Below are 25,145 nucleotides of genomic sequence, written 5' to 3' on the forward strand. Positions count from 1 at the left end.
ATGAACGTGGTGGCTGACGACCTCGTCGCGCGCAAGGCGTCGCTGCGCCGGGCCATGATCGGGCGCCGGGCCGGGCTGATCCCGGGCGGCGCGGCCGAGGCCGTGGCACGGCACGTCCTGGCCGGCCACGCGCCGCCGCCGGGGGCCATCGTCTCCGCCTTCTGGCCCATGGGGCACGAGCTGGACCCGCGCCCGCTGCTGGAAGCCCTGCACGCCCGCGGCCACGTCCTCGCCCTGCCGGTCGCCACGCGGCGCGGGCAGCCGCTGGCCTTCCGCCGCTGGGCGCCGGGCGATCCCCTGGCCACGGCGCGCTTCGGCCTGTCCGAACCGTTGCCCGAGGCGCCGCTGCTGCGTCCGGACTGGCTGCTGGTGCCGCTGCTGGCCTTCGACCGGCGCGGCCATCGCCTCGGCTACGGGGCCGGCTACTACGACCGGACGCTGGAATCCCTGCCCGGGGCCGTGGCGCTGGGCTTCGCCTATGCGGCGCAGGAGGTGGCGGCGGTGCCGGTCGGGCCGGGCGACGTGCCGCTGCCGGCCGTGGCCACCGAGCGGGGCGTGATCGCCTGTGGAGAGCCTGCGTGAGAATTCTGTTCCTGGGCGACGTGGTGGGCCGCAGCGGGCGGGACGCGGTGGTCGCCCGCCTGCCCGGGCTGCGGCGCGAGCTGGGCGTGGACCTGGCGGTGGTGAACGCGGAGAACGCCAGCCACGGCTTCGGCCTGTCGCCCGAGATGGCGCGCGCCTTCCTCGAGGCCGGGGCGGACGTGCTGACGCTGGGCAACCACAGCTGGGACCGCAAGGAGATCGTCCCCTTCATCGCCCAGGAATCGCGGCTGATCCGGCCGCTGAACTACCCGCCCGGCACGCCGGGGCAGGGGGCGGCGGTGGTGGAGGTGCCGGGCGGGCGCCGGGCCCTGGTGGTGAACGTCATGGGCCGGCTGTTCATGGAGCCGCTGGACGACCCCTTCCGCGCCCTCCAGGCAGAGCTGGCGCGGCACGCGCTGGGGGCGCAGGGCACGGTGCAGGCGATCGTGGTGGACGTGCATGCCGAGGCGTCGAGCGAGAAGCTGGCGCTGGGCCATTCCTTCGACGGCCGCGCCTCGCTGGTGATCGGGACGCACACGCATGTCCCCACGGCCGACCACCAGGTCCTGCCGGAAGGCACCGCCTACATGACCGATGCGGGCATGTGCGGCGACTACGACAGCGTCATCGGCATGCAGAAGGGCCCGGCCGCGCTGCGCTTCTGGCGCAAGGTGCCGGGCGAGCGGCTGGCGCCGGCGGAGGGCGAGGCGACCCTGTGCGGCGCGCTGGTGGAGACGGACGATGCGACCGGCCTGGCCCGCGCGATCCATCCGCTGCGGGTCGGGGGACGGCTGTCGCCGCTGCTGCCGCCCCCGGCCGGGCCGCGTGAGCCGCTCGCAACCGGCACCCTGTCCGTGGCAGGATGAGGCGCATGGACAGCCTGCCCCCCGACCCCCACGCCATCACCACGCCGGAGGCCCTGGCGGCGCACTACGCCTCGCCCAGTGCCATGGTGCTGCGCAAGGTCAGCCCGGTGGTGGACGCGACGGCGGCGGCCTTCATCGCGCACAGCCCCTTCTGCATCCTCTCCACCGTGGGGCCGCGCGGGGTCCACGGCACGCCGCGCGGCGACGCGCCGGGCTTCGTGACGGTGCTGGACGAGCGCACCCTGGCCCTGCCGGACCGGCGCGGGAACAACCGGCTGGACGCGCTGCGCGACGTGGTGGACGACCCGCGCGTGGCGCTGCTCTTCCTGCTGCCGGGCTCGGGCGAAACGCTGCGGGTGGCGGGCACGGCCCGGCTGACCGCCGACCCCGCCCTGCGCGCCCGCCTGGCCGTGGAGGGGCGGGAGCCCGCGACGGTGATGCTGATCCGCGTGCAGGAGGTCTTCATGCAGTGCCGGCGCGCCGTGGCCCGGGCGAAGCTGTGGCCCTGCGACGCGCGGCCGCCGGGGGCGCCGACACCCGGTCAGATGATCGCCGCCCATACCGGCGGGTTGGTGGACGCGGCGGAGGTGGATGCGCGCTCGCCCGAGCTGGAAAAGAACCTCTACTGACCCCCTTCGGCGCGGGGGCCGGCTGGCCCGGGACCCGCCGCGCCGCTACACTCGCCGCCCTTTCGGAACCTGAGTGTCCCCGTCCGGTCCCCTGCGCCGCGGCGGGCGCCTCGCCTCGCAGGAGGTCTGGCCATGGCCGGCCATTCGCACGCCAAGAACATCATGCACCGCAAGGCCGGTCAGGCCGCCAAGAAGGCCCGGGCCTTCGGCAAGCTGATCCGCGAGATCACCGTCTCGGCCAAGACCGGGATGCCCGATCCGGCGCACAACCCGCGCCTGCGCGCCGCGGTGAAGGCGGCGCTGACGGCGAACATGCCGCGCGACACGGTGGACCGCGCCATCAAGCGCGTCGCCGCCGGCGCCGATTCCGACAATTACGAGGAGGTCCGCTACGAGGGCTATGGCCCCGCGGGCGTGGCCATCATCGTCGAGGCGCTGACCGACAACCGCAACCGCACCGCCTCCGACCTGCGCTCGGCCTTCGCCAAGCACGGCGGGGCGATGGGCGAGACCGGCTCGGTGAGCTTCCAGTTCGAGCGCGGCGGCGTCATCACCTACAAGCCCGAGGCCGCCTCGGAGGATGCGATGATGGAGGCCGCCATCGAGGCCGGGGCCAGCGACGTCGAGACCTATGACGGGATGCACGAGGTCACCACCTCGGTCGAGGATTTCGCCGCCGTGCGCGACGCGCTGGAGGAGCGGTTCGGCCCCGCCGAGAGCGCGAAGCTGGAATGGTGGCCCAACGCGCCGATCGACCTGAACGAGGAGCAGGCGCAGTCCGTGCTCAAGCTGGTCGACGTGCTGGACGACCACGACGACGTGCAGAACGTCTATGCGAATTTCGAGGTCTCGGACGCCATCGCCGAACGCCTCTCCGCATGAGCATCGGCGCGAGCGGCGGCGGCAACCTGCGGCCGCTCGCCGTCCGCGTGCTCGGCCTCGACCCGGGGCTGCAGCACACGGGCTGGGGTCTGATCGAGAGCCACGGCTCTCGCCTGCGCCATCTCGGCGACGGGGTGGTCAGCACGACGACCGCGCTGCCGCTGGCCGAGCGGCTGGTGCAGATCCACCGCGCGCTGACCGCGCTGCTGGAGGAGCACCAGCCGGACGAGGCGGCGGTGGAGCACACCTACGTCAACAAGAACCCCGGCGCGGCGCTGAAGCTGGGCCAGGCGCGCGGCGTGGCGCTGCTCGCGCCCGCGCTGCTGGGCATCCCCGTGGGCGAGTACCAGGCGATGGAGGTCAAGCGCGCCGTGGTCGGCACGGGACACGCCGACAAGGTGCAGGTGACCGACATGGTGCGCCGCCTGCTGCCCGGCGCGGTGCTCCGGCGGGCGGATGCGGCGGACGCGCTGGCGGTCGCCATCTGCCACGCGCACCATCGCGCCAGCCGCGTGGCGCTCGCCCGGACCACGGTGCCCTTCCTCGGCCGCGTCACGTGATCGGCAAGCTCACCGGGCGGCTCGACTCCGTCCATGAGGGCGGCTGCATCCTCGACGTGAACGGGGTGGGCTACCTCGTCGCCGCCTCCTCCCGCGCCGTCGCGGCGTTGCCGCAGCCCCCGGCGCTGGGAACCCTGTGGATCGAGACGGTGGTGCGCGAGGACGCCATCACCCTCTACGGCTTCGCCGATGCCGCCGAGCGCGACTGGTACCGCCTGCTCACCGGCATCCAGGGCGTCGGGCCGAAGGTGGCCCTGGCGCTGCTCTCCACCCTCAGCCCGGCCGACCTCGCCGGGGCGATCCTGGCCGGCGACCGCGGCAGCCTGTCCCGCGCACCGGGGGTGGGGGCGAAGCTGGCGGTGCGGCTGGTCTCCGAACTGCGCGACCGCATCGGCGGCATGCCGACCGGCTCCTCCCTGCCCGTGCCGGCCGCGCCGGTGGCGGGGGGTGGGGCGGCCGCGGATGCGGTCTCGGCGCTGCTCAACCTCGGCTGGAAGCGGCCGGAGGCGGTGGCCGCGGTCAACCGCGTGACGGAGCGGATCGGCGAGGGCGCCGCGCTGGGCGAGCTGATCCGCGAGAGCCTGAAGGAGCTGGCGCCGCGATGAGCGCCGGGGCGTCCGCCTGCGCGTCCTGATCCAGCCGCTGCGCGGCCAGGGTGTCGCGCCCTTCGACTACGACCCGGAGCGCCGCGCCCTGGCGGCGCGGGAGGGTCCGGGGCGCCCCAACGCCCTGTACCTGTACGACGGCGCGGAGCTGCACCGCCACCTGTCCGAGGTCCGGGTCTTCGCCGTGCGGGGGCAGCGCGTCTGATGCGGGGCGCCGGGTGGCGCCCCGCCCGGCGGATCAGTTGACCCGCCGCTCTTCGACCACGACCGTGTCGACGATCGCCGTCGGCTCGTAGAGCCAGCGGCCCAGCCAGCCGGCGACCATCGCCCCCAGGATCGGGGCGACCCAGAACAGCCAGAGCTGGCCGATATACTCGCCGCCGACGAAGAGCGCCGGGCCGGTGCTGCGCGCCGGGTTGACGGAGGTGTTGGTCACCGGGATCGAGACCAGGTGGATCAGCGTCAGCGCCAGGCCGATCGGGATGCCGGCGAAGCCGGTGGCCGCGCCCTTGGAGGTGGTGCCGATGATGATGAGCAGGAAGAAGAAGGTCAGCACCACCTCGGTGACGAAGGCGGAGCCCAGCCCGTACTTGCCCGGGCTCAGCTCGCCATAGCCGTTGCTGGCGAAGCCGCCCGGTACCCAGCCCGCCTTGCCCGAGGCGATGAACCACAGCACCGCCGCCGCCACGATGGCGCCGACCACCTGGGCGACGATGTAGGGAATGACGTGCTTGTTGGCGCAGCGCCCGGCCGACCAGAGGCCGAGCGTCACGGCGGGGTTGAAGTGCCCGCCCGAGATATGGCCCACGGCATAGGCCATGGTCAGCACGGTCAGGCCGAAGGCGAAGGACACCCCCAGGAAGCCGATCCCGAGTCCCGGGAAGGCCGCCGCGAGGACGGCGGCGCCGCAGCCGCCGAAGGTAAGTCAGAAGGTGCCGAAGAATTCAGCCACCACGCGGCGGCCAGTGTCGATTTCCATGCGATCCCCCGTTTACGGATCAAGTCACGACGCCACGATTAGACGAGGCGACAACGTTGCGCCATCGTACCGCGTCGCCGCCATGGTGTGTCCGGTATTCGGTTTTTGGCCAGGAGCCGCGCCGGACGAAGCGGCGGTGCAGACGCCTGGCCTGATTCCCTATATGTTCCAGCCATGAGCACCGCCGCCACCGCCCGCCTGACCGCCCGGGATCGCCAGGAGGAGGATGTCGCCGATGCGGCGCTCCGCCCGCAGACCCTGGCCGACTTCACCGGCCAGCCGGCGCTGCGCGAGAACCTCTCGGTCTTCGTCCAGGCGGCGCGGGAGCGCGGCGACGCGATGGACCACGTGCTGCTCTTCGGTCCGCCGGGGCTGGGCAAGACGACCCTGGCCCAGATCGTCTCGCGCGAGCTGGGGGTGGGGTTCCGGGCCACCTCCGGCCCGGTGCTGCAGCGCGCCGGCGACCTCGCCGCGATCCTGACCAACCTGCAGCCGCGCGACGTGCTCTTCGTGGACGAGATCCACCGGCTCCAGCCGGCGATCGAGGAGACGCTCTACCCCGCGATGGAGGATTTCCAGCTCGACCTCATCATCGGCGAGGGGCCGGCCGCGCGCACCGTGCGCATCGACCTGCCGCCCTTCACCCTGGTCGGCGCCACCACGCGGGCCGGGCTGCTCGCGACTCCGCTGCGCGACCGCTTCGGCATCCCGCTGCGGCTGAACTTCTACACGCCGGAGGAGCTGGAGCGGATCGTCACCCGCGGGGCGCAGAAGCTGGGCTTCACCTTGACCACGGACGGTGCCTGGGAGATCGCCTGCCGCTCGCGCGGGACGCCGCGAATCGCCGGGCGGCTGCTCCGCCGCATCCGGGACTTCGCCGCCGTGGCGGGGCGGCCGGCGGACAAGGCACTGGCCGACGATGCGCTGCTGCGGCTGGAGGTGGACCAGCTCGGGCTGGACGCGATGGACCGGCGCTACCTCCGCCGGCTGGCCGAGCACCATGGTGGCGGGCCGGTGGGGGTGGAGACGCTGGCCGCCGCGCTGGCCGAGGATCGCGGCACGCTGGAGGAGGTGATCGAGCCCTACCTGATCCAGGAGGGGCTGATCCTGCGCACCCAGCGCGGCCGCGTGCTGGGCCTGCCGGGCTGGCGACACCTGGGGATGACCCCGCCTCGCAACGCCGGGCCCCAGGGCGACCTGCTGCTGGAGGAGTAGCCGCGCCTCAGCGCAGCGGCTCGACCCGCACCGCCAGCTTGCGGGCGAGCAGGTAGCCCAGCCCGCCCGCCACGGGCGCCGCCGGCAGCGCCAGGACCCAGCCGACATGCGCCCCGTTGACCACCAGCCCCAGCCCGACTCCCAGCATCAGCCCACCGACCAGGGCGCCGACCACCCCCGCGGTCAGGCCCAGGACCAGGATTTCCTCGCGCGTCACCATGGCGCCGCTGGTGGCAGGCGGCGGGTGGTTTGACAAGCGGGGAGGGCGGAGGTAGAGCGCCGCCTCCTTCCGGGAACGTGGACACGGCCTCGTGCCGTGCGCCCGCTCATGCGCCTCCGGGCCGCCTGGGACTACCGGGACACACCAGCGGCCACCGATCCGGCATCAACCGGGCCTTGCCGCGCCGAATGAAAGGACCCGCCGCATGACCAAGCGCGCGGAAAGCAAGTACAAGATCAACCGCCGCCTCGGCGTGAACCTCTGGGGCCGCGCCAAGTCGCCCATCGCCAAGCGCGAGTACGGCCCCGGCCAGCACGGCCAGCGCCGCAAGCAGAAGCCGACCGACTTCGGCATCCAGCTGATGGCGAAGCAGAAGCTGAAGGGCTACTACGGCAACATCGGCGAGAAGCAGTTCCGCAAGTATTACGAGGAGGCGGTGCGCCGGAAGGGCGATACCTCCGAGAACTTGATCGAGCTGCTGGAGCGCCGGCTGGACGCGGTGGTCTACCGCATGAAGCTGGCCGTGACCCCCTTCGCCGCCCGCCAGTTCGTCAACCACGGCCACCTGCTGGTGAACGGCAAGCGCGTGAACATCCCCTCCTACCTCGTCAAGGACGGCGACGTCATCGAGGTGAAGGAGAAGTCCAAGCAGCTGACCGCCGTGCTCGACGCCGCCCAGTCCGGCGAGCGCGACGTGCCGGAGTACATCCAGATCGACCATCGCCAGATGAAGGGCACCTTCGTCCGCGCGCCGAAGCTGGGCGACGTGCCCTATCCGGTGCAGATGGAGCCGAACCTGGTGGTCGAGTTCTACTCCCGCTGAGCCTTCGCCTCCTTCGAGGCCCTTGTCGGACGCCGCCCCGGGAACGAACCTCCCGGGGCGGCGTTTCGCGTTCCAGGAGGCCCCCGGATGCCCAGTGACAGCCTGCGACGACTGCTCTGCCTGATCCTGCCGGTGGTGCAGATCGTCACCGCGGCGCTGCCCTATCTCGGCATCGGCCACTCGGTCGCCGTGATGTCCGCCTCCAGCCAGACGCCGGTGATCCCGGCGGGCTATGCCTTCCCGCTGATGTGGGGCCTGCTCTTCCTGCTCTCCCTGGCCTTCGGCGTGTGGCAGGCGCTACCGGCGCAGCACGCCGACCCGGCCGCGCAGCGGGTCGGCTGGCCGCTGGCGGGGGTCTTCGCCGCCAACACGCTCTGGCAGCTCGCGGCGCAGTTCTCCCGCAGCAATGGCTTCGGGCTGGTCCTCGTGATCCTCATTGCCCTGGCCTGCGCCCTGGCGGCCTTCTTCCTGGCGCGGCGCGGGCCGGTGCTGGGCGGGATGGCGCGCTGGCTGGTCTATCCGCTGACCGGGCTGATGGCGGGCTGGCTGACCGCCGCCACCTTCGCCAACATCTCCGGCGCGGCCCGCGCGGCGGGGATGATCCCCGATGGCGGATTCGGCGCCAGCATGGCGGCGGTGCTGATCCTGCTCGCCGCCGGGGGCTTCGCCGCGGCCATGGCCTGGGCCTCGCGGGGCAGCCGCTGGTATCTGGGCGGGGTGGGCTGGGCGCTGGTGGCCGTGGTGGTGGCCAATCTTGGCGCCAACCAGTTCGACATCATGGCAGCGATCGTCGCGGCGGCGATGCTGGCACTGGTGGCGGCCGTGTCGTGGCAGCGGCGGCGTGCGGAAAGCGTGGCCCTGGCCTGACCGCATCGGGCGCCGAGAGGTGAGGGCGTCGGAACCTTACCGCCGCGTCCTATAGGAAATCAATCCTTTTCGATCTGTTCCCCTGTCCAGGGAAGGCCGCCGGGCCTGACACCCGGCGGCGCGCCGTTCAGGCCGCCTTGTCGGTGGCGACGCCCTTCTCCTCCAGCAGGCTCTGCAGCTCGCCCGACTGGAACATCTCCATGACGATGTCGCAGCCGCCGACAAACTCGCCCTTCACGTAGAGCTGCGGGATGGTCGGCCAGTTGGTGAAGGCCTTGATGCCCTCGCGGATCTCGGGATCGGCCAGCACGTTCACGCCCTTGAACGGCACGCCCACGTGGCTGAGGATCTGCACCACCCGCGCGGAGAAGCCGCATTGCGGGAAGGCGGGCGTCCCCTTCATGTAGAGGACGACCGGGGTCTCCTCGATCTCGGCCTGGATGCGCTGGCTGACGGCGTCGCTCATGCGTCGGGTCCTTCTGGGTCTCTACTCGGGGGCGGAGGTCTGGAGCGCGAGGGCGTGCAACTCACCGCCGACGCGGCCGCGCAGGGCGGCATAGACGATCTGGTGCTGCTGCACGCGGGACTTGCCGCGGAACGCCTCGGACACGACGGCGGCGGCGTAGTGGTCGCCGTCGCCCGCCAGGTCCTCGATGGTCACCTGCGCGTCCGGAAGGGCGGCGCGGATCAGCGCCTCGATCTCGGCGGGCTGCATCGCCATGCGCGTCAGGCTCCCTGCATCAGGGCGGGGAGGGTGCCCTCATTCGCCGCCCGGAGTGAAGCCACGGAGATGGTGGTCCCGCCGGGGAGAACCAAGTCCTTCCCGGTGACGCGCCCCAGCACCCGCGCCGGCACCCCCGCCGCCTTGGCCGCCGCCAGCAGGGCCGGCGCATCGGCGACCGCCAGCACGTAGCGGCCCTGATCCTCGCCGTACCAGAAGGCATGGGCGGGGATTCCCTCCGGCCCGGCGTCGAGGGCCACGCCGACCTCGCCCGCCATCGCCATCTCCGCCACCGCGACCAGCAGCCCGCCATCCGAGACGTCGTGGCAGGCCGCGACCGCGCCCGCCGCGATCCGCCCGCGCACGAAGTCGCCGTTGCGGCGCTCGGCGGCGAGGTCCACCGGCGGCGGCGCGCCCTCCTCCCGCCCTGCGATCTCGCGCAGCCAGAGCGACTGGCCCAGCCAGCCCGCCGTCTCGCCCACCACGACCAGCGTGGCGCCGGCCGGCGGCGCGAGGCGCGTGGCCTTCGCCGCATCCTCCAGCACGCCCACGCCGCCGATCGCAGGCGTCGGCAGGATCGGCCGCCCCTCCGTCTCGTTGTAGAGGGAGACGTTGCCGCTCACGACGGGGAAGTCGAGCGCGAGGCAGGCCGCCGCCATGCCCTTCACGGCACTGGCGAACTGGCCCATCACCTCCGGCTTCTCCGGGTTGCCGAAGTTCATGTTGTCCGTCACCGCCAGCGGCAGGCCGCCGACCGCGGTGATGTTGCGCCAGGCCTCGGCCACCGCCTGGGCGCCGCCCGCCTCCGGGTCCGCCAGGCAGTAGCGCGGGGTGCAGTCCGTGGTGATGGCCAGCGCCCGGCTGCCCTCGCCCACGCGGACCACGGCGGCATCCGCCGCGCCGGGGCGGCGGATGGTCTGGCCGCCCACCGTCGCGTCGTACTGGTCCCAGATCCAGCGGCGGGAGCAGAGGTCGGGCGAGGCGACCAGCCGCTCCAGCGCGACACCGATCCCGTGCGGGTCGGGGATGGCGGCCGCGTCCAGCACCGGCAGCTTCGGCGTCTCCGCCGTGGGGCGGCGGTAGAGCGGGGCCTCCGACTCCAGCGGCGCGAGGGGGATGTCCGCCTCCACCTTCCCGTGGTGCTTCACCACGATCCGGCCGGTGTCGGTGATGTGGCCGATCACCGCCACGTCCAGCTCCCACTTGCGGAAGATCGCCTCCGCCACATGCTCCCGCCCCGGCTTGAGGACGATCAGCATGCGCTCCTGGCTCTCGGAGAGCATCATCTCATAGGCGGTCATCCCCGTCTCGCGCTGGGGGACGCTGTCCAGCACCAGCTCGATGCCGACGCCGCCCTTGCCCGCCATCTCCACGCTGCTGCTCGTCAGCCCGGCCGCGCCCATGTCCTGGATGGCGACGATGGCGTCGGTCGCCATCAGCTCCATGCAGGCCTCGATCAGCAGCTTCTCGGCGAAGGGATCGCCGATCTGCACGGTGGGGCGCTTCTCCTCGCTGTCGGCGCTGAACTCCGCGCTCGCCATGGTGGCGCCGTGGATGCCGTCGCGGCCGGTCTTGCTGCCGACATAGACCACGGGGTTGCCGATGCCGGCGGCGGCCGAGAGGAAGATGCGGTCGGCCGGGGCGATGCCCACCGTCATGGCGTTGACCAGCGGGTTGCCGTCATAGGCGGGGTGGAAGTTGACCTCGCCGCCCACGGTGGGGACGCCGACGCAGTTGCCGTAGCCGCCGATGCCCCGCACCACCCCGTCCACGATCCGCCGCGTGCGGGGGTTGGAGGCGCTGCCGAAGCGCAGCGCGTTGAGGTTGGCGACGGGGCGGGCGCCCATGGTGAAGACGTCGCGCAGGATGCCGCCGACGCCGGTGGCCGCGCCCTGGTAGGGCTCGATGAAGCTGGGGTGGTTGTGGCTCTCCATCTTGAAGACGGCGGCCAGCCCCTCGCCGATGTCGATGACGCCCGCATTCTCGCCCGGGCCGTGGATCACCCACGGCGCCTGGGTCGGCAGGGTGCGGAGCCAGACGCGGCTGGATTTGTAGGAGCAGTGCTCGCTCCACATCACCGAGAAGATGCCCAGCTCCGTCAGCGAGGGCTGGCGGCCGAGGATGGCGAGGACACGCGCGTGCTCCTCGGGCTTCAGGCCGAACTCGGCGGAGAGCTGGGTGGCGCGCTCGGGCGGGAGCAGCTCGGGCAGCGCGTCGGACGGGGCCGTGTCGGGGCTTTGGGGGGCGGCGGGCGCGGACATGGGCCGGGTGTGGGTGGGCGCGGCGCGAATGTCCAGGGGCGGAAAGGTCATGGCCAACCCCAGCGAACCGAGCGGGGGATGCGGGCGCGGCCGGCGGCGGTGCGGTGGAGGTGTTTGAGCGTGGCAAGCAGGGCGCGGAGGGGGCCGCACTGGCCGTGGGGCGCGGAATCCGGGTCCGGAATCGGGGTGCGGGCGAGGGTTTCGGACAAAAGCGGATCGGGGAGGAGCCAGGGCGGTCCGTCGAGGGCGGAGCGGAGGCCGAGGCGGCGGATCAGGACAAGGAAGGGGAAGCCGAGGAGGCGGGCGGCGCGTCGGCAGGCGCGGCAGATGGCGTGCTCGATGGCGCGGAGGGGGTGGGAGGGGTCGGCCTCGGCGAGGGCGAGGAGGAGGCGCTGCCAGAGGCCGGCATGGGTGAGGCGGCGGAAGTGTCGGGCGACGGTGTCGGGGTTGCCGAAGCGGGGCGGGAGGGCGGCCCAGGGGGCGCGGGAGAGGGCGGCGTGGAAGATGGCGTCCATGCGGGCGCGGAGGTCGTGGACGGGGCGGCCGCGCGGGTCGGTGCGGGCGAGGTGGGGGAGGAGGGCGGCCCAGGCGGCGTCGGAGAGGGGGGACCAGGGGGTGGGAGGGGAGAGGCGGGAGGTGTGGGGGAGGAAGGGCATGGGTGGGAGAGTAGCAGGAAGGTATGATTTAGGCAAGTATTCCTATTAAAGTCACATCAACTCAATTCGAAAGTAGAACAAGAAGGGGCCTAAATAGAAACAGATTCCAATCGCAGAAATTCATTGAAGTTTACATGTGGTACTCCTTCTAGAAGACAAATATCGGGTATTTTGCGCCTGAATGCACTAGGCTGTGTTATATTTGCGCAGGCTTTTTCCATGCTCAGCACGGGAACTCCAAGAGATTTACCTAATGCTATAATTGATAGATCGTTGAGGCCTATTGTTGATTTTCCTTTTCCGTTATACTCTCCAATAAATGCCCTGTGATCTTTTTGCATGCGTTGTATGTGTTGAGAGTAAGATTGCCAATCCCAGTGATTACTTCCAATTTCCATCATTAGCAGAGTCTCATGACTTTTTATGCAAGCGCCCATTTCTCCTGGTAAATGCAAAAGCTCATCGTAAATCTCCCTAGTAACAGCTATACATCCTTGTTGAATTTTTTGGGAAATGAGTGACCAGAGCGTTACATGTATGTCTTGTGGCATGGTTTCCAATGGATTACTTAACCCCGACATATCCAGACAATATTTCTTCATAATCAATCAAACTCCGACCTAATATCGTTAAGGTGGCGGATATTTTTGATTCCCATAAATTCTGCAGCATTGTGGTTTGTTATGTGGCCATCATCCCAGGCGTCCAGAACTAAACCGGTATACATGTCTCCTAAAGCATTTCTGTATCTACTGCCGTAATATTTTGATCTAGCAAACGACTTATATTTTTTTTCTTCAGCCAGAAACTCTGCGAGTTTCTTATCCCAATAATATTCTGGAGCAATATAGCCAATATGTACTAGACGAATAAGCATGGCATGTCGGCTGATATGGAAATGTGAGGATAGGTTCTCTAGAAGGTCATCTGCTATTTCGCTTGATGGTTGCGCGACTTTCCCTAAAATTCCCTCAATTTCTTCTAATGGAGCCAAAAAGGCTCCCGCAAATTTATTGCACCATGACTCAACCTTGACTTTGGTGTTCATATTTTTTGGCTGGCTAGGTGGACCACTAATTGCGCTCATTTGTAAAACAATATGGCCCAATTCATGGGACATTGTGAAAACTTGCGCCGATGGCGCCTCAGTACCAAAAACTATAATCGGTAGCGGTGATTTAAAAATGCACATGCCGCGCGCACTAAACTTTACTAGAGATGATTCTTTGAGAACTAAGATTCCGGCCATCTCTAGAAAGCGTCGCAAAATGCGTGGCAAGCTGTCTCCCTCTCGTGACGTTAGAGATGTCTGTTGCTTAATACTAAATCCAATCGCCTCGCGTGACAGCTTTGCTGCGGCTTCAGGTTGATCATTTAGATTTGCATTTAGTTTTGCCGGAATTTTTGGGGGCGACTCACCAATAATGTCAAATAACTCAACAGCGTTGACGCGTTGTTCTTCGGCCCATGCTTGTATGTATTTAAGCTCGCGCTTTTCGTGTGGATCATCGGTTTCCTTGTGTAGTCTGAAGTCGGGCAGCGCTTCAGGCTCAGAGAGCTCTGGAGGACTATCTAAGAGAAACTCCAGAAATGGGCGATCATAAAATTCCGCGAGAATTCGGGCCTGCCTAACAGTAGGGTGGGTTTCTCCACTTTCCCAAGATATTATTTTCGAAACTGGAATCTGGAGCTTGTCTGAAGCGGCTTCGAGTGATCGCCCTCTCCATTGCCGCGCCCAACGCATGATCAATGGGTTAATGGGCAACTTTGGCTTTTTCGTTGCGCGAGAAGCCATATGTGGACGACTCCGGAAGTTGACTAACGATCGTTCACGAATCGATCTAAACACAGATTAATAGTGTTGTCTACCCGGTTAATCAACAAATAAAGAGCGGGCTTTGTGTGAAGATCACGGAGTTTTATCTCTATCTGTTGCTTGCTTGCTGAAATAAAAAGCAAAGAAATTACCAATAATGCGCCAAAATGATTCTGGTAGTTTTTTGTATGATTTTTGTTGTTTTGTACTCCGTTCGATTTATAAGAAATTCTTCTGAGATATGAGTAGAAATGAACTCTAGGTGAGAGCTAGCGCCGCCAAGCTCTCGAACAACGGCATCCCATCCTCCCCGCCCGTCAGCGGGTCCACATAATTCTCCGGGTGCGGCATCAGCCCCAGCACCCGGAGGTTGGGCGACAGCACCCCCGCGATATCCCGCGCCGCCCCGTTCCGATTCGCATCCGCGTAGCGGAACGCCACCAGCCCCTCGCCCTCCAGCCGGTCCAGCGTCCCGGCATCGGCGAAGTAGTTCCCATCCCCATGGGCCATCGGCGCGCGGAAGGTCGCGCCCTTCTGCCAGCGCGACGTGAACGGCGTCCCCGCCCGCTCCACCCGCAGCACGCAATCCATGGACAGGAACCGCAGCGAGGCATTCCGCAGCAGCACGCCGGGCAGCAGCCCCGCCTCGCACAGGATCTGGAAGCCGTTGCACACCCCCAGCACATGCCCCCCGCGCCCGGCGAAGGCGGCCACGTCGCGCATGATCGGCGACTGCGCCGCCATCGCCCCGGTGCGCAGGTAATCCCCGAAGGAGAAGCCGCCCGGCAGCACCACCAGGTCCAGCCCCGGCGGCAGGCTCGCCTCGCCATGCCACAGCATGACCGGCGCCACCCCCGTCGCGCGCTTCAGGGCCAGGGCCATGTCGCGCTCGCGGTTGGTGCCGGGGAAGACGACGATGCCGGCCTTCATCGGGCGGTCCTTTCGGAGAAGAAGGGGAGGGGGCTCACTGCTGGAACACCCGCAGCCAGTGCAGCCCGCCCATCAGGACGATGGTGCCGATCGCGCCGATGGCGGCGGCCGTCACCCAGCGGTCGATCCCCGCCTTGCCGCGGGCGATCAGCGAGGGCGGGCGCGGCTTGCGGCGCCCCGGCGGCGCGGCGGGCGGCGCCACCTGGGCGTCGCGCCAGCGCAGGCCGAACCAGACCAGCACCGTCAGCAGCAGCATGAGGAGGAGGGAGGCCTTGATCATCGCGGTCCCCCCTCAGGCGGCCGGCGCGCTCAGGCGCCCGCGACCTCGACGCGGAAGGATTCGATGACCGTGTTGGCCAGCAGGCGCCGGGCCATCTCGGTCGCGGCCTCCTTCGCCTTGGCCGGGTCGGTCTCGGCCAGCTCCAGCTCGATCACCTTGCCCGCGCGCACCTCGCCCACGCCGTGATAGCCGAGCCCGGCCAGCGCGTGCTCGATCGCCTTGCCCTGGGGGTCGAGGACGCCCGTCTTGGGCATCACCGTCACGAACGCCTTGATCGTCACTGCATCAGCTCCGGGCCCTTGAGGTCGCGCACGCCGGCTTCCGGCAGGATGCCCAGGCGCCGGGCGACCTCCTGATAGCCCTCCTCGACCTTGCCCAGGTCGCGGCGGAAGCGGTCCTTGTCCATCTTCTCGCCCGTCTTGGCGTCCCACAGGCGGCAGTTGTCCGGGCTGATCTCGTCGGCGAGGACGATGCGCATGTCCTCGTTCTCGTACAGCCGCCCGAACTCCAGCTTGAAGTCCACCAGCGTGATGCCGACGCCCAGGAACAGGCCGGTGAGGAAGTCGTTCACCCGCAGCGCGAGCTGGACCATGTCGTCCAGGTCCTGCGTCGCCGCCCAGCCGAAGCAGGTGATGTGCTCCTCGCTGACCATCGGGTCGTTCAGCGCGTCGTTCTTGTAGTAGTACTCGACGATGGAGCGCGGCAGCCGCTGCCCCTCCGGGATGCCCAGGCGGGTGGAGAGCGAGCCGGCGGCGACGTTGCGGATCACCATCTCCAGCGGGATGATCTCCACCTCGCGGATGAGCTGCTCGCGCATGTTCAGCCGGCGGATGAAGTGCGTGGGCACCCCGATCTCGCCCAGCTTGGTCATCAGGAACTCGCTGATCCGGTTGTTCAGCACGCCCTTGCCGGTGATGGTGCCCTTCTTGGCGCCGTTCCCCGCCGTCGCGTCGTCCTTGAAGTACTGCACCAGGGTGCCGGGCTCCGGCCCCTCGAACAGGACCTTCGCCTTGCCTTCGTAGAGCTGTCGCCTGCGGGCCATTGCGGTCGTCCGAATCCTTTCGGGCCGCGCCGGACCGGCCCCGGAAAGGGGCCGTTCCGGGCGGCGCCATACCGGCTGCCTATAGCAGCCCCATCCGGTGGAGGCCACCGAGAGCGGGCGGGGGGCAGGGTCGCGGGGGGCGTGGGGCCGGTTTGCCGCCTCCGCTCCGGGGTGCGGAACACAGCCCGGCGAGCGGCGAGATCGCCGACAACGTCCTGCGCCCTCGCCCGTTAAGCCGCCATGCCGCGCCTACCCGCGGCACAAGACACGACGGAGAGGACACGCATGACGGCGACCATCCCCCGGCTCGGCCTGCTGGCCGCGTTGGCTTTTGCGCCTGCCGCCCTGGCCCAGACCAGCCAGCCCAGCACGCAGGGCACGATCGGCACCCCGACCAACCCGAGCGGCGGCGGGAGCACCATGGCGCAGGGCACGCCCGGGACGACGAACCCGGCGGCCACCGCCACCCCGGGCACGACGGCCGCCCCCATGGCGCCGGCCCCGATGGCACCGGCGCCCGCGGGGCGCGCCGATAGCGCCCCGCCCAGCAGTGGCGGGCCGAACGCGCCCGGCACCAACAATCCGCCCACCACCGCCACCCCCGTGGCGGGCGCGAACAGCTTCACCGAGGGCCAGGCCCGCAGCCGCATCGAGGCGGCGGGGTTCACGGACGTGACCGGGCTGCGGAAGGACGACAACGGCGTCTGGCGTGGCCAGGGCATGCGCGGCGGCAGCCGCACGGAGGTTGGCCTGGACTTCCAGGGCAACGTCGTCGTCGGCAACGCCCCGGCGCGCTGAGGCCCCGTTCCCCTGACGGCCGGCGCGCCCTCGGGCGCCCGGCCCCCAACGTTCCGAAAGGCAGACCTTCCATGGCAACACGCACCATCACCCGCCTGTTCGACACGCGCGACGCGGCGCTGGACGCCGTCCGCAGCCTTGAGTCGGCGGGTTTCCCGAGCAGCGACATCAGCCTGCTGGCGCGCGGCGCGGACGACGCCCCCGCCGTGGTCGACCGCGACGACCCGGTGGCCGACGACTCCGGCACGGGCGCGGGCGTCGGTGCCACCATCGGCACCGTCCTCGGCGGCGGCGCCGGCCTGGCGGCGGGGCTCGGCGCCCTGGCCATCCCCGGCCTGGGCCCCATCGTGGCGGCGGGCTGGCTGGTCGCGGCGCTGACCGGCGCGGGTGCCGGTGCGGTGGCGGGCGGCCTTCTCGGCGGCCTGACCGGCGCCGGGGTGAGCGAGGCCGAGGCCCCGGTCTACGCCGAGGGCATCCGCCGTGGCGGCAGCCTCGTCACCGTGCGCACGGACGACCTGCGCGCGGCCGAGGCGGAGTCGATCCTGGCCCGCCACACCCCGGTCGACATCACGGCCCGCGAGGCGGACTACCGCGCCGGGGGCTGGGCCGGCTATCGCGATGACGATGCCCCGGACGGCACCCCCGGCAACCCGCCGGGCACCATGGCGAGCCGCGGTGTGGACCAGGTGGCCGGCACGAACATCAGCGGCGCCTATCCGGAGAACGAGCGGAGCCGTTCCGCCCCGGACGGCACGCCGGGCAACCCGCCGGGGACCAAGCTGAGCCGCGGCATCGACGAGGTGGCGGGAACCAACATCAGCGGCGCGCATCCGGAGAACGAGCGGCGCGGCTCCGCCCCGGATGGCACGCCGGGCAATCCTCCGGGCACCGCCGCCAGCCGCGCGGTGGATCGCGCGGCGGGGACGAATGTCAGCGGGGCCTACCCCTCGCAGTCGGACGGCACGCCGCGCAACCCGCCCGGCACGGCCGCCGAGCGAGCCGTGGACCGGACCGCGGGGACCAACCTCAGCGGCGCGAATCCGGGCCGCGACCGGGTCTGACCGGCACGCCGGCCTTCGCCGGCGGAAGCATGGGACGCAGGGAAGGGGCCGGTCCGCCGGCCCCTTTTCCATGCCATCAGCCCAGGGGGTCAGCCCGCGGGGATCAGCCCAGGGCGACGGGGCGGAAGGTGTCGCCCGTGGCCGCGAAGCGCCAGAGCCGCTCGCCCCGGGACCCGAGCGCCACCAGGCTGGAGGAGACGGTGCCGAAGCCGCCCGTGGGCGGAACGTGCAGCGCCTCCCGCACGCCCACGCCGGGATCGTGGTCCTCGTCGAGCAGCAGGCCCGTCCAGGCCGCCCAGTCCTCCATGTCCGGCTGGGGTGCGGCCGCCGCCCGGAAGCGCGGCAGGTGGCGCCGGATGCGCGGGCTGGCGAGGTCGTTCGGGTCGTGCGCGGTGACCATGGTGAGCCCCGCCGGCAGCTCCATGGCCTCCGGCGGACCGGGCTGCGCCAGGCCGCGGAGGAAGAAGGCCTCCCCGGCATCCGCCACCACCATGTTGAAGGTCCGCCACGCCGCGGCGTCCAGCGCGGCGATCCGCCCGGCGCCCTCCCGCGCGGATGCCGCCGCGGCGGCGAGCAGGGGGAGCACACCGCGGGATCTGAGTCCGGCGGCCGGGCCCAGGCTGCCGGGCCGGTTCAGCACACAGGCGAGCACGCCGCCCGGTCCCAGCGCCATCCAGCTTCCGCCGGCCAGCCGGTCACGGCCCCCCATCACCCCCGGCGCCTCCTCCGGCCACCAGGGTCCGGGCGGATCCCAGGGGCGATCGAGCCGCTCGTCGCGGTTGGCGGCGGCCAGCAGCGGCCAGCGATGGCCGGGGCGGCGCAGGATCACCAGCGTACACATGCGCGCAGGCTCGGTCCGGGCCGGGGCAGCGTCCAGCCCCGGCCGCCGGCGCCTCAGAAGCCGAAATATACGCCGACGCCGGGGCGGTAGTAGCGCGGCGGCGGGGGCGGCGGGGGATAGTAGTAGCGCGGCGCGTAATAGACCGGCGGGGGCGGGGGAGGCGGCGGGTAGTAGTAGCGCGGCGGCGGGGCCCAGCGCGGCGGCGGAGGGGGCGGCGGCGCATAGCCGTAGCCATAGCCCCACTGGACGGGGACCATGGCGGCGGCGGCACCCAGGTCGCTGCCGGCGGCTGGCGGGGCGGCCTGGGCCAGGGTGGCGGCGCCGGTGCAGGCCGCGAGCGCCACGGCACCGGCAAGAAGCGGAAGGCGGGGCATCGCGTGGCACCTCCTCGATGATGGAAGGAAGGTAGTGGGGCGGTCGGGCAGGATCACGGCGCCCCTGCCTCGCTTCCGCCCCCTTCCGGTAACAACCCGGTCAGCACTGCGCCCCCCGGCCCCCGGCGGCGGGGCGGCCGGGGTCAGGCCTGGCCGAAGACCCGCGCCAGCGTCGCCTCGACATGCGCGAAATCCTTGGCCGGGTTCATGGCCGCATCCAGGCTCGCCACGTCCATCCGGCCGGCGACCTCCGGATCGGCCAGCAGCTCCTCGCGGAAGCTGCGGCCGGCCGGGTCGCCCAGCTTCGTCCAGGTGGCCATCGCCGCGCGCTGCACGGCGCGGTAGGCCTCCTCGCGGCTCAGCCCGGCCTGGGTCAGCGCCAGCAGCACCTTCTGGCTGTGCACGACGCCGCCCAGGCTCTCCAGGTTCTGCAGCATCCGCTTCGGATAGATGGTCAGCTTCTCCATCATCCCGGCGGTGCGCATCAGGGCGAAGTCCAGGGTCACCGTCGCGTCCGGCCCGATCACCCGCTCCACCGAGGAGTGGCTGATGTCCCGCTCGTGCCACAGCGCCACGTTCTCCAGCGCCGGGACGGCATAGCCGCGCACGATGCGGGCGAGGCCGGTCAGGTTCTCGCTCAGCACGGGGTTGCGCTTGTGCGGCATGGCGGAGGACCCCTTCTGGCCGGGGTGGAAGTACTCCTCCGCCTCGCGCACCTCGCTGCGCTGGAGGTGCCGGATCTCGATCGCCAGGCGCTCGATCCCGCTCGCCACCACCGCCAGGGCGCAGAAGAAGGCGGCATGCCGGTCGCGCGGGATGACCTGGGTCGAGACCGGCTCCGCCGCGAGGCCCAGGTGGCGCGCCACATGCGCCTCCACCCGGGGATCGACCGCCGCGAAGGTGCCGACCGCGCCGGAGATGGCGCAGGTCGCCACCTCCTCGCGGGCCGTCACCAGCCGCCGGCGGGCGCGGTGGAACTCCGCCCAGTGGCCGGCCAGCTTCAGCCCGAAGGTGGTCGGCTCGGCATGGATGCCGTGGGAGCGGCCGATGGTGGGGGTATGGGCATGCTCCTCCGCCCGGCGGCGCAGGGCGGCGAGGACGGCGTCCACATCGGCGATCAGCAGGTCGGCGGCGCGGGTCAGCTGCACCGCGAGGCAGGTGTCCAGCACGTCGGACGAGGTGAGGCCCTGGTGCATGAAGCGCGCCTCGGGCCCGATCGCCTCGCCCAGCCAGGTGAGGAAGGCGATGACATCGTGGCGCGTCTCGCGCTCGATGGCGTCGATCTGCTCGACCTCCGCCGGGCCGATCTCCCCGACCCGGCGCGCGCCGCGCTCGCGGATCGCACGCGCCGCCTCGGCCGGGATGGTGCCGAGCTGCGCCATCGCCTCGGCGGCCAGGGCCTCGATCTCGAACCAGATGCGGTAGCGGGATTCGGGGGACCAGATCGCCACCATTTCGGGGCGGGAATAGCGCGGGATCATCGGCAGCTCCTGCTTCGGTGGCGTCCAAGCCCCGGCGGGCGGGCGCGTCAAGCCGTCCCGGCGCCGGGCCGACCTGCGCGGGGCGGCCTGCACGGGCGGGCGCCATGGCGCCGGCGCGCGCGAGGCCGGGACGCGGGCCGTAAAAATCGGTGCCGGGCTTTGGCGAATCTGGACGAAAGATGGCCCTTTGTTTATGCGCAGCCGGCGCGTGAGGGCCTCGCAACGCGGGAAGGGGCCCGTGCATCCAGTTCCGTGCCAGGGCCGTTCCGCTCCGGCATCATCCTGATCCGAGCCCTCCTGGCGCCGCCCGGAGGGCTCGTCTTGCCCGGGAGGCTTTCGAGACCCTCATGTTTGGAGCCGATTGGTTCATCTCGCTGGGCCAGGTCCTGCTGATCGACCTGGTGCTGGCAGGCGACAACGCCATCGTGGTGGGCATGGCCGCGGCCGGCCTGCCCCCGGACCAGCGCCGCAAGGCGATCTTCTGGGGCATCGTGGCCGCCACGATCATGCGCATCGGCTTCGCGGCCATCACCACCCAGCTGCTGGCGATCGTGGGCATCGCGCTGTTCGGCGGCCTGCTGCTGCTCTGGGTCTGCTGGAAGATGTTCCGGGAGCTGCGGGCCAACCACGCCCAGGCCGAGGGTGCGGAGGCGGCGCACGAGGCCATGGTGGAGGGCCACGCCCCGGATTCCGGCGGGCCGCGCAAGACCATGGCGCAGGCGATCACGCAGATCCTGATCGCCGACGTGTCCATGTCCCTCGACAACGTGCTCGCGGTGGCGGGCGCGGCGAAGGACCACCTGGACGTGCTGGTCATCGGACTCGGCATCTCCGTGGTGCTGATGGGCGTCGCCGCCACCTTCATCGCCAAGCTGCTGGAGAAGTACCGCTGGATCGGCTGGATCGGCCTGCTGGTCATCCTCTACGTCGCGCTGGAGATGATCTGGACCGGCTGGGGCGACGTCGCCGCCTGGTGGGGCGGCATGCCGCCGGCGCCTCCTGCGGCGCACTGAGCCGACGGATCCCCTCTGGCGGGCGGGGGCAGCCCCCCGCCCGCCACGCCGCGCGCGTCCCGGTCCCCTTCGCCATGGGGGTGGGGCGCGCGTTTCGTTTGAGGGCCAAGGGACGCAGCTTTCCGCCGCGCGAATGCCGGACAGGACGCCGGGACGGATTTGCGGCGCGGGCGATCCGCTCTAGAGCGGGAGGCGGAATGCCGGGACGGACCGTTCGGGCGACGCCGTGCGGAGAAGGGGCGGGCACACGCCACCGCGCATGGCGTCGACCGGGCGCATCCCCCGGGGGATTCCTGTCCTTTCCCGGGGCGTGCCCGAGCCGGGCGGCGCATGTCCCCTTCGGAGACATCCATGGAGTCCGTGACCGGGTCGCTGACCGGCCTGCTCGAAATCATCTTCGCCAATGCCATCCTGTCGGGCGACAACGCGGTGGTCATCGGCCTGGCCGCCGCCGGCCTGCCGGCCGCGCAGCGGTCCAAGGCGGTGCTGTTCGGCGTCGTCGCCGCGGCGGTCCTGCGAATCATCTTCTCGATCTTCGCCAGCTTCCTGCTGACGCTCTGGTGGATCGAGCTCGTCGGCGGCCTGGCGCTGCTCTACATCGCCTGGGGCTTCTGGCGGGAGCTGCGGCAGGCCGACGCCGAGGAGGCGGCCGAGGGCCACGCCCATCACGACAAGAGCCTGATGGCGGCGCTGTGGCAGATCGTCGTGGCGGACGTCTCGATGTCCCTCGACAACGTCCTGGCCATCGCCGCCATCGCCCGCAACAACTTCCCGCTGCTGGTGATCGGGCTGCTCGTCTCCATCGTCATGATGGGCCTGCTGGGCGGGCTGCTGGCCAAGCTGCTCGATCGCTACCGCTGGATCGCCTATCTCGGCCTCGCGCTGATCGTCTGGATCGGCCTGCAGCTTCTCTGGGAGGGTATGGTGGCCGGAAACGACGTGCTGCAACTGGGTCTGCCGCTGCCGGCGCCCCATCACGAGGCGGCGCATTGAGGGCGGGCGGCGTCCTGATGCTGGCGGCGCTGCTGGCCGGCTGCGCCGCCCCCGGCGACGGGGGCGTTCCCGCCCCCGAGCCCCGGCCGGGCATGGCGGAGGCGCTGCGCCGCCTGCCGGCGCAGGCCGACGCCTTCCGGCGCGGCGGCACGACGGAGCCGCGCGGCTTCGGGGAGGCGGCGATGGTGGACTACGCCACGCCCTCCCGCACCGCGGCGGCACAGGTCATGCTCTATGACCGCGGCCTGCCCGCCGCGACGCCGGCGCAGGTGCCGGCGGAGCTGGAGGCGGCGGTGCGGGAGGCCACGGCCCAGCCCGCGGAGCGGACGGGGCGCAGCCTGACCGAGGTCGGTCGCAGCAGCCTGGCCGTGCCCGGCGGGACGCCGCTGAGCTGCGCCGTCCTGGACGGCCGCTTCGGCCGCAACCCGGTGGAACGGCATGTCTGCGTCGGCGCGGTGGGCGGCCGCTTCCTCCGCGTCCAGGTCACGCTGCCGGACCGTCCCGTTCCGGTCGCCGATTCCGCGGCCTTCGCGCGCGCCATCGCGGTCGCGCTGCGGACGGGGTGAGCGGACCGGGCCTGCCGCGGCGCGGCAGGCGGGGATGATGGAGAGGATGCCGGCGGCGGGGAGCCGCCCCGGCCAGGACGCCGGCGTCACCCTGTCGCCGTTGCGCCGGAGGCGGGCGCGGCAGGCCCGTTACGCCCGGCGGCCGGGCCGCGCCGCGATCAGCGGCCCGGGCCGCCGCCCGGACCCTGGTCGCTGCTCGCGCCGCCCCCGCCGAAGCGGCCGATATTGCCGAACAGCTGCTGCAGCACCGTGCGGTCGTTGCCCGGGACCGGGGTCTGGCGATCGACGAAGGCGATGTTGCGCCGGTCCTCGTCTCCCAGGCGCTTGACCTCCTGCACCACCCCGTTGGGATTGAAGGTGATGGCGACCACCCGCTGGTCCTCGATCCCCGGGGTGCGGGCCGGCCGGATGTGGGTGACGACGCTGATGTAGTACCAGTGGTCCTGGTCGAAGGTCGCGGTGGTGCTGGGCGAGCCGAGCAGGGCGGCGACGTCTTGCTTGGTCTGCACGCCCGGCGTGATCTGCGACAGCAGCTCATCGTCCACGCGGTTGCCGCGGAGTTCCCGCGGAGCCTCGAACAGGGAGCAGCCGCCCAGGGCCGGCACGGCGGCCAGGGCCAGGAGGAGCAGTCCGGCGGGCTTTCCGAGCCGGGTCGGATGCCCGGCCGGTCGCCCGGTCTGTTGATTGACGGGATGCGGGGGGCGGGCCATGTCAGCGTCCGATTGCCACCGCCCCCGCGCCCGGTCAACGGCCGTTCCCCCCTCCGACGCGGGGGCAGCCGCCATGCCGCCGGGGGCGCGCCAGGGGGGCGGCCGCCGCCGGCCGGGCCGGCGAAACGAAGGATGGGATGGAGGATGGGCCTCTTCGGCCTGCTGCGGCGCAAGCCGCACGAGCGCACCGGCTTCGAGCTGTACACGGCGGCGGTGGCCGCGGCGCGGGAGCCCGCGCTCTTCGCCGCCGGCGTGCCCGATACGCTGGAGGGCCGGTTCGAGGCCATCTCCCTGCATGTCGGCCTGCTGGTCCACCGGCTGCGGCACGATCCCGACCCGCGCGGGGCGCCGATCGCCCAGGCGGTGTTCGATGCCATGTTCGCGGACATGGACCTGAACCTGCGCGAGATGGGGGTGGGCGACATGTCCATCGGCAAGCGGGTGAAGCGGCTGTGGGAGAACTTCCATGGCCGGGCCCGTGCCTATGAGGCCGCCATCGCCGCCCCCGGCAATGCCGCGTGGGAGGAGGCGCTGGCGCGCAACCTCTGGGCCGGCAGCGCGCCGGAGGGAGCGCCGGCGCGGCTGGCCGCCCATGCCCGGGTGCTGGAGGCGTGGCTCGCCGCCCAGCCCTTCGAGGCCCTGGCCGGGGGCCGACTCGCCCTGCCGCGCATGGAGGCCGCATGACCGTGGAGTTCTCCCGCCCCCTGGTGCTGTCCACCGTGCCGGAGGGCGGCCGGCGCCTGACCCTGAGCGCCACCGCGGAGGAGCGGGCGGCGCTGGCCCGGCGGCTGGATCTGGTGTCGCTGGACCGGTTGGACGCCGAGGCGGAGATCCGCCCGGAGCGGGGGCCGGGCGGCATCTACCGGGTGACCGGCCGGATGCGGGCTGCCGTGGTGCAGTCCTGCGTCGTGACGCTGGAGCCGGTGCCGCAGGAGGTCGAGGAGTCGCTGGACTGGCGCGTGATCCCCGGCGGCACCGCGGAGGAGGACGAGGGCGAGGCGCCCGAGGACATGGCCGAGGGCCCGGAGGATGTGGAGGCCGCGGGCGGCGTGCTGGATGTCGGCGAGGCGCTGGCGCAGCAGCTCTCCCTGGCGCTCGACCCCTATCCCCGCGCCCCCGGCGCGGCCCTGGACCCCGGTGGGGCCGGGGATTCGCGCTCGCCCTTCGCCGCCCTCTCCCGCCTCCGCCGCGACGGGTAGGGCGCGGCGCTCCGCCCGGAGCGCTCCCCGTTCGGTGCCCCTGTTTGGCTTCCCCGTGTGGCGCCCCGTTGCGCGCCCCGTCCGGCGCGGGGGGCGGACCTGCGGCGGGCATGGCCTCGCCGCGCTTGTCCTGGGCGGGCGCGGGTGGTAATGGCCGCGCCTTCCTGAGACATCC

At 70.9% G+C, this 25,145-nt stretch carries 31 protein-coding genes and 1 pseudogene; 16 read left to right on the forward strand and 16 right to left on the reverse strand.

What is annotated here, in order from left to right:
* From LPC08_RS08525 to ruvA, 6 genes are all read left to right on the forward strand, one after another.
* Complete coding sequence (locus LPC08_RS08525) at positions 1-582, forward strand: 5-formyltetrahydrofolate cyclo-ligase (protein ID WP_230453017.1); 582 nt, start codon at positions 1-3, stop codon at positions 580-582.
* On the forward strand, positions 579-1,448 hold the full coding sequence (locus LPC08_RS08530) for a TIGR00282 family metallophosphoesterase (protein ID WP_230452271.1): 870 nt from the start codon (positions 579-581) through the stop codon (positions 1,446-1,448). Before LPC08_RS08525 ends, LPC08_RS08530 begins: the two co-directional genes overlap by 4 nt.
* A gap of 5 nt (positions 1,449-1,453) precedes the next feature.
* On the forward strand, positions 1,454-2,077 hold the full coding sequence (locus LPC08_RS08535) for an MSMEG_1061 family FMN-dependent PPOX-type flavoprotein (protein ID WP_230452272.1): 624 nt from the start codon (positions 1,454-1,456) through the stop codon (positions 2,075-2,077).
* Positions 2,078-2,209: 132 nt separating this feature from the next.
* Positions 2,210-2,959, forward strand: coding sequence for a YebC/PmpR family DNA-binding transcriptional regulator (locus LPC08_RS08540; protein ID WP_230452273.1), 750 nt, complete (start codon positions 2,210-2,212; stop codon positions 2,957-2,959).
* Positions 2,956-3,519: a crossover junction endodeoxyribonuclease RuvC gene (gene ruvC / locus LPC08_RS08545; RefSeq protein WP_230452274.1), complete on the forward strand. Its 564-nt coding sequence runs from the start codon at positions 2,956-2,958 to the stop codon at positions 3,517-3,519. Before LPC08_RS08540 ends, ruvC begins: the two co-directional genes overlap by 4 nt.
* Positions 3,516-4,124: a Holliday junction branch migration protein RuvA gene (gene ruvA, locus LPC08_RS08550; protein WP_230452275.1), complete on the forward strand. Its 609-nt coding sequence runs from the start codon at positions 3,516-3,518 to the stop codon at positions 4,122-4,124. Before ruvC ends, ruvA begins: the two co-directional genes overlap by 4 nt.
* Before the next feature lie 238 nt (positions 4,125-4,362).
* On the opposite strand, the pseudogene aqpZ reads toward ruvA, so the two are convergent.
* Positions 4,363-5,037, reverse strand: a pseudogene (gene aqpZ, locus LPC08_RS08555) (aquaporin Z); the annotation flags it as partial.
* 240 nt (positions 5,038-5,277) lie between these two features.
* Between aqpZ and ruvB the strand changes: the two are divergent.
* Positions 5,278-6,318, forward strand: coding sequence for a Holliday junction branch migration DNA helicase RuvB (gene ruvB / locus LPC08_RS08560; RefSeq protein ID WP_230452276.1), 1,041 nt, complete (start codon positions 5,278-5,280; stop codon positions 6,316-6,318).
* 7 nt (positions 6,319-6,325) lie between these two features.
* Here the strand turns inward: ruvB and LPC08_RS08565 are convergent, their stop codons facing one another.
* Positions 6,326-6,538 carry a hypothetical protein gene (locus LPC08_RS08565; protein ID WP_230452277.1) on the reverse strand — a complete coding sequence of 71 codons (213 nt, stop codon included), beginning with the start codon at positions 6,536-6,538 and terminating at the stop codon, positions 6,326-6,328.
* Positions 6,539-6,743: 205 nt separating this feature from the next.
* Here LPC08_RS08565 and rpsD point away from each other — a divergent pair, with 205 nt between their 5' ends.
* Together rpsD and LPC08_RS08575 are read left to right on the forward strand one after the other, a co-directional pair.
* Positions 6,744-7,361 carry a 30S ribosomal protein S4 gene (rpsD, locus tag LPC08_RS08570; RefSeq protein ID WP_230452278.1) on the forward strand — a complete coding sequence of 206 codons (618 nt, stop codon included), beginning with the start codon at positions 6,744-6,746 and terminating at the stop codon, positions 7,359-7,361.
* An 87-nt stretch (positions 7,362-7,448) separates the two neighbouring features.
* Positions 7,449-8,228, forward strand: coding sequence for a TspO-related membrane protein (locus LPC08_RS08575; protein WP_230452279.1), 780 nt, complete (start codon positions 7,449-7,451; stop codon positions 8,226-8,228).
* A 127-nt stretch (positions 8,229-8,355) separates the two neighbouring features.
* Here LPC08_RS08575 and grxD read toward each other — a convergent pair whose 3' ends face one another.
* The 10 genes from grxD to purC form a co-directional block, all read right to left on the reverse strand.
* The gene (gene grxD / locus LPC08_RS08580; RefSeq protein WP_230452280.1) at positions 8,356-8,694 is read right to left on the reverse strand and encodes a Grx4 family monothiol glutaredoxin; all 339 of its coding nucleotides are present in this window, start codon (positions 8,692-8,694) and stop codon (positions 8,356-8,358) included.
* A gap of 21 nt (positions 8,695-8,715) precedes the next feature.
* Positions 8,716-8,949 (reverse strand): BolA family protein, encoded by a 234-nt coding sequence (locus LPC08_RS08585; protein WP_230452281.1) that lies wholly within the window; start codon positions 8,947-8,949, stop codon positions 8,716-8,718.
* Between the two features lie 5 nt (positions 8,950-8,954).
* The gene (gene purL, locus LPC08_RS08590) at positions 8,955-11,261 is read right to left on the reverse strand and encodes a phosphoribosylformylglycinamidine synthase subunit PurL (RefSeq protein WP_370643318.1); all 2,307 of its coding nucleotides are present in this window, start codon (positions 11,259-11,261) and stop codon (positions 8,955-8,957) included.
* The gene (locus LPC08_RS08595) at positions 11,258-11,866 is read right to left on the reverse strand and encodes a transposase (RefSeq protein ID WP_230452282.1); all 609 of its coding nucleotides are present in this window, start codon (positions 11,864-11,866) and stop codon (positions 11,258-11,260) included. Before LPC08_RS08595 ends, purL begins: the two co-directional genes overlap by 4 nt.
* Positions 11,867-11,955: 89 nt before the next feature.
* On the reverse strand, positions 11,956-12,468 hold the full coding sequence (locus LPC08_RS08600; RefSeq protein WP_230452283.1) for a DUF4411 family protein: 513 nt from the start codon (positions 12,466-12,468) through the stop codon (positions 11,956-11,958).
* Positions 12,469-12,470: 2 nt separating this feature from the next.
* Complete coding sequence (locus tag LPC08_RS08605) at positions 12,471-13,631, reverse strand: XRE family transcriptional regulator (protein ID WP_230452284.1); 1,161 nt, start codon at positions 13,629-13,631, stop codon at positions 12,471-12,473.
* A gap of 309 nt (positions 13,632-13,940) precedes the next feature.
* Positions 13,941-14,612 (reverse strand): phosphoribosylformylglycinamidine synthase subunit PurQ, encoded by a 672-nt coding sequence (purQ, locus tag LPC08_RS08610; RefSeq protein WP_230452285.1) that lies wholly within the window; start codon positions 14,610-14,612, stop codon positions 13,941-13,943.
* 34 nt (positions 14,613-14,646) lie between these two features.
* Complete coding sequence (locus tag LPC08_RS08615; protein WP_230452286.1) at positions 14,647-14,892, reverse strand: hypothetical protein; 246 nt, start codon at positions 14,890-14,892, stop codon at positions 14,647-14,649.
* A 29-nt stretch (positions 14,893-14,921) separates the two neighbouring features.
* Entirely contained in the window at positions 14,922-15,167 is a 246-nt protein-coding gene (purS, locus tag LPC08_RS08620; protein ID WP_230453020.1) for a phosphoribosylformylglycinamidine synthase subunit PurS, read from the reverse strand.
* A gap of 2 nt (positions 15,168-15,169) precedes the next feature.
* The gene (gene purC, locus LPC08_RS08625; RefSeq protein ID WP_230452287.1) at positions 15,170-15,934 is read right to left on the reverse strand and encodes a phosphoribosylaminoimidazolesuccinocarboxamide synthase; all 765 of its coding nucleotides are present in this window, start codon (positions 15,932-15,934) and stop codon (positions 15,170-15,172) included.
* A 285-nt stretch (positions 15,935-16,219) separates the two neighbouring features.
* On the opposite strand from purC, the gene LPC08_RS08630 reads away from it, so the two are divergent.
* On the forward strand, positions 16,220-16,732 hold the full coding sequence (locus LPC08_RS08630) for a hypothetical protein (protein ID WP_230452288.1): 513 nt from the start codon (positions 16,220-16,222) through the stop codon (positions 16,730-16,732).
* Between the two features lie 71 nt (positions 16,733-16,803).
* Positions 16,804-17,793 carry a hypothetical protein gene (locus LPC08_RS08635; protein WP_230452289.1) on the forward strand — a complete coding sequence of 330 codons (990 nt, stop codon included), beginning with the start codon at positions 16,804-16,806 and terminating at the stop codon, positions 17,791-17,793.
* 103 nt (positions 17,794-17,896) lie between these two features.
* Here the strand turns inward: LPC08_RS08635 and LPC08_RS08640 are convergent, their stop codons facing one another.
* The 3 genes from LPC08_RS08640 to purB all read right to left on the reverse strand — a co-directional run bounded on the left by LPC08_RS08640 (position 17,897) and on the right by purB (position 20,489).
* Positions 17,897-18,634, reverse strand: coding sequence for an NRDE family protein (locus LPC08_RS08640; RefSeq protein ID WP_230452290.1), 738 nt, complete (start codon positions 18,632-18,634; stop codon positions 17,897-17,899).
* A 53-nt stretch (positions 18,635-18,687) separates the two neighbouring features.
* Positions 18,688-19,008 carry a hypothetical protein gene (locus tag LPC08_RS08645; protein WP_230452291.1) on the reverse strand — a complete coding sequence of 107 codons (321 nt, stop codon included), beginning with the start codon at positions 19,006-19,008 and terminating at the stop codon, positions 18,688-18,690.
* 143 nt (positions 19,009-19,151) lie between these two features.
* Positions 19,152-20,489, reverse strand: coding sequence for an adenylosuccinate lyase (gene purB, locus LPC08_RS08650; protein WP_230452292.1), 1,338 nt, complete (start codon positions 20,487-20,489; stop codon positions 19,152-19,154).
* Positions 20,490-20,836: 347 nt separating this feature from the next.
* On the opposite strand from purB, the gene LPC08_RS08655 reads away from it, so the two are divergent.
* From LPC08_RS08655 to LPC08_RS08665, 3 genes are all read left to right on the forward strand, one after another.
* Positions 20,837-21,502 (forward strand): TerC family protein, encoded by a 666-nt coding sequence (locus tag LPC08_RS08655; protein ID WP_230452293.1) that lies wholly within the window; start codon positions 20,837-20,839, stop codon positions 21,500-21,502.
* Positions 21,503-21,853: 351 nt separating this feature from the next.
* A complete protein-coding gene (locus LPC08_RS08660) occupies positions 21,854-22,495 on the forward strand; it encodes a YjbE family putative metal transport protein (protein ID WP_230452294.1) in 642 nt (213 codons plus the stop codon).
* Between the two features lie 17 nt (positions 22,496-22,512).
* Positions 22,513-23,061: a hypothetical protein gene (locus tag LPC08_RS08665; RefSeq protein ID WP_230452295.1), complete on the forward strand. Its 549-nt coding sequence runs from the start codon at positions 22,513-22,515 to the stop codon at positions 23,059-23,061.
* Positions 23,062-23,219: 158 nt separating this feature from the next.
* Here LPC08_RS08665 and LPC08_RS08670 read toward each other — a convergent pair whose 3' ends face one another.
* Positions 23,220-23,771 (reverse strand): outer membrane protein assembly factor BamE, encoded by a 552-nt coding sequence (locus LPC08_RS08670; protein ID WP_230452296.1) that lies wholly within the window; start codon positions 23,769-23,771, stop codon positions 23,220-23,222.
* A gap of 144 nt (positions 23,772-23,915) precedes the next feature.
* Between LPC08_RS08670 and LPC08_RS08675 the strand changes: the two genes are divergently transcribed.
* Together LPC08_RS08675 and LPC08_RS08680 are read left to right on the forward strand one after the other, a co-directional pair.
* A complete protein-coding gene (locus LPC08_RS08675) occupies positions 23,916-24,455 on the forward strand; it encodes a ubiquinol-cytochrome C chaperone family protein (RefSeq protein WP_230452297.1) in 540 nt (179 codons plus the stop codon).
* Entirely contained in the window at positions 24,452-24,970 is a 519-nt protein-coding gene (locus LPC08_RS08680) for a YceD family protein (RefSeq protein ID WP_230452298.1), read from the forward strand. Before LPC08_RS08675 ends, LPC08_RS08680 begins: the two co-directional genes overlap by 4 nt.
* Positions 24,971-25,145 lie beyond the last annotated feature (175 nt).

It is taken from the genome of Roseomonas sp. OT10, assembly GCF_020991085.1.
Lineage (GTDB): Bacteria > Pseudomonadota > Alphaproteobacteria > Acetobacterales > Acetobacteraceae > Roseomonas > Roseomonas cutis.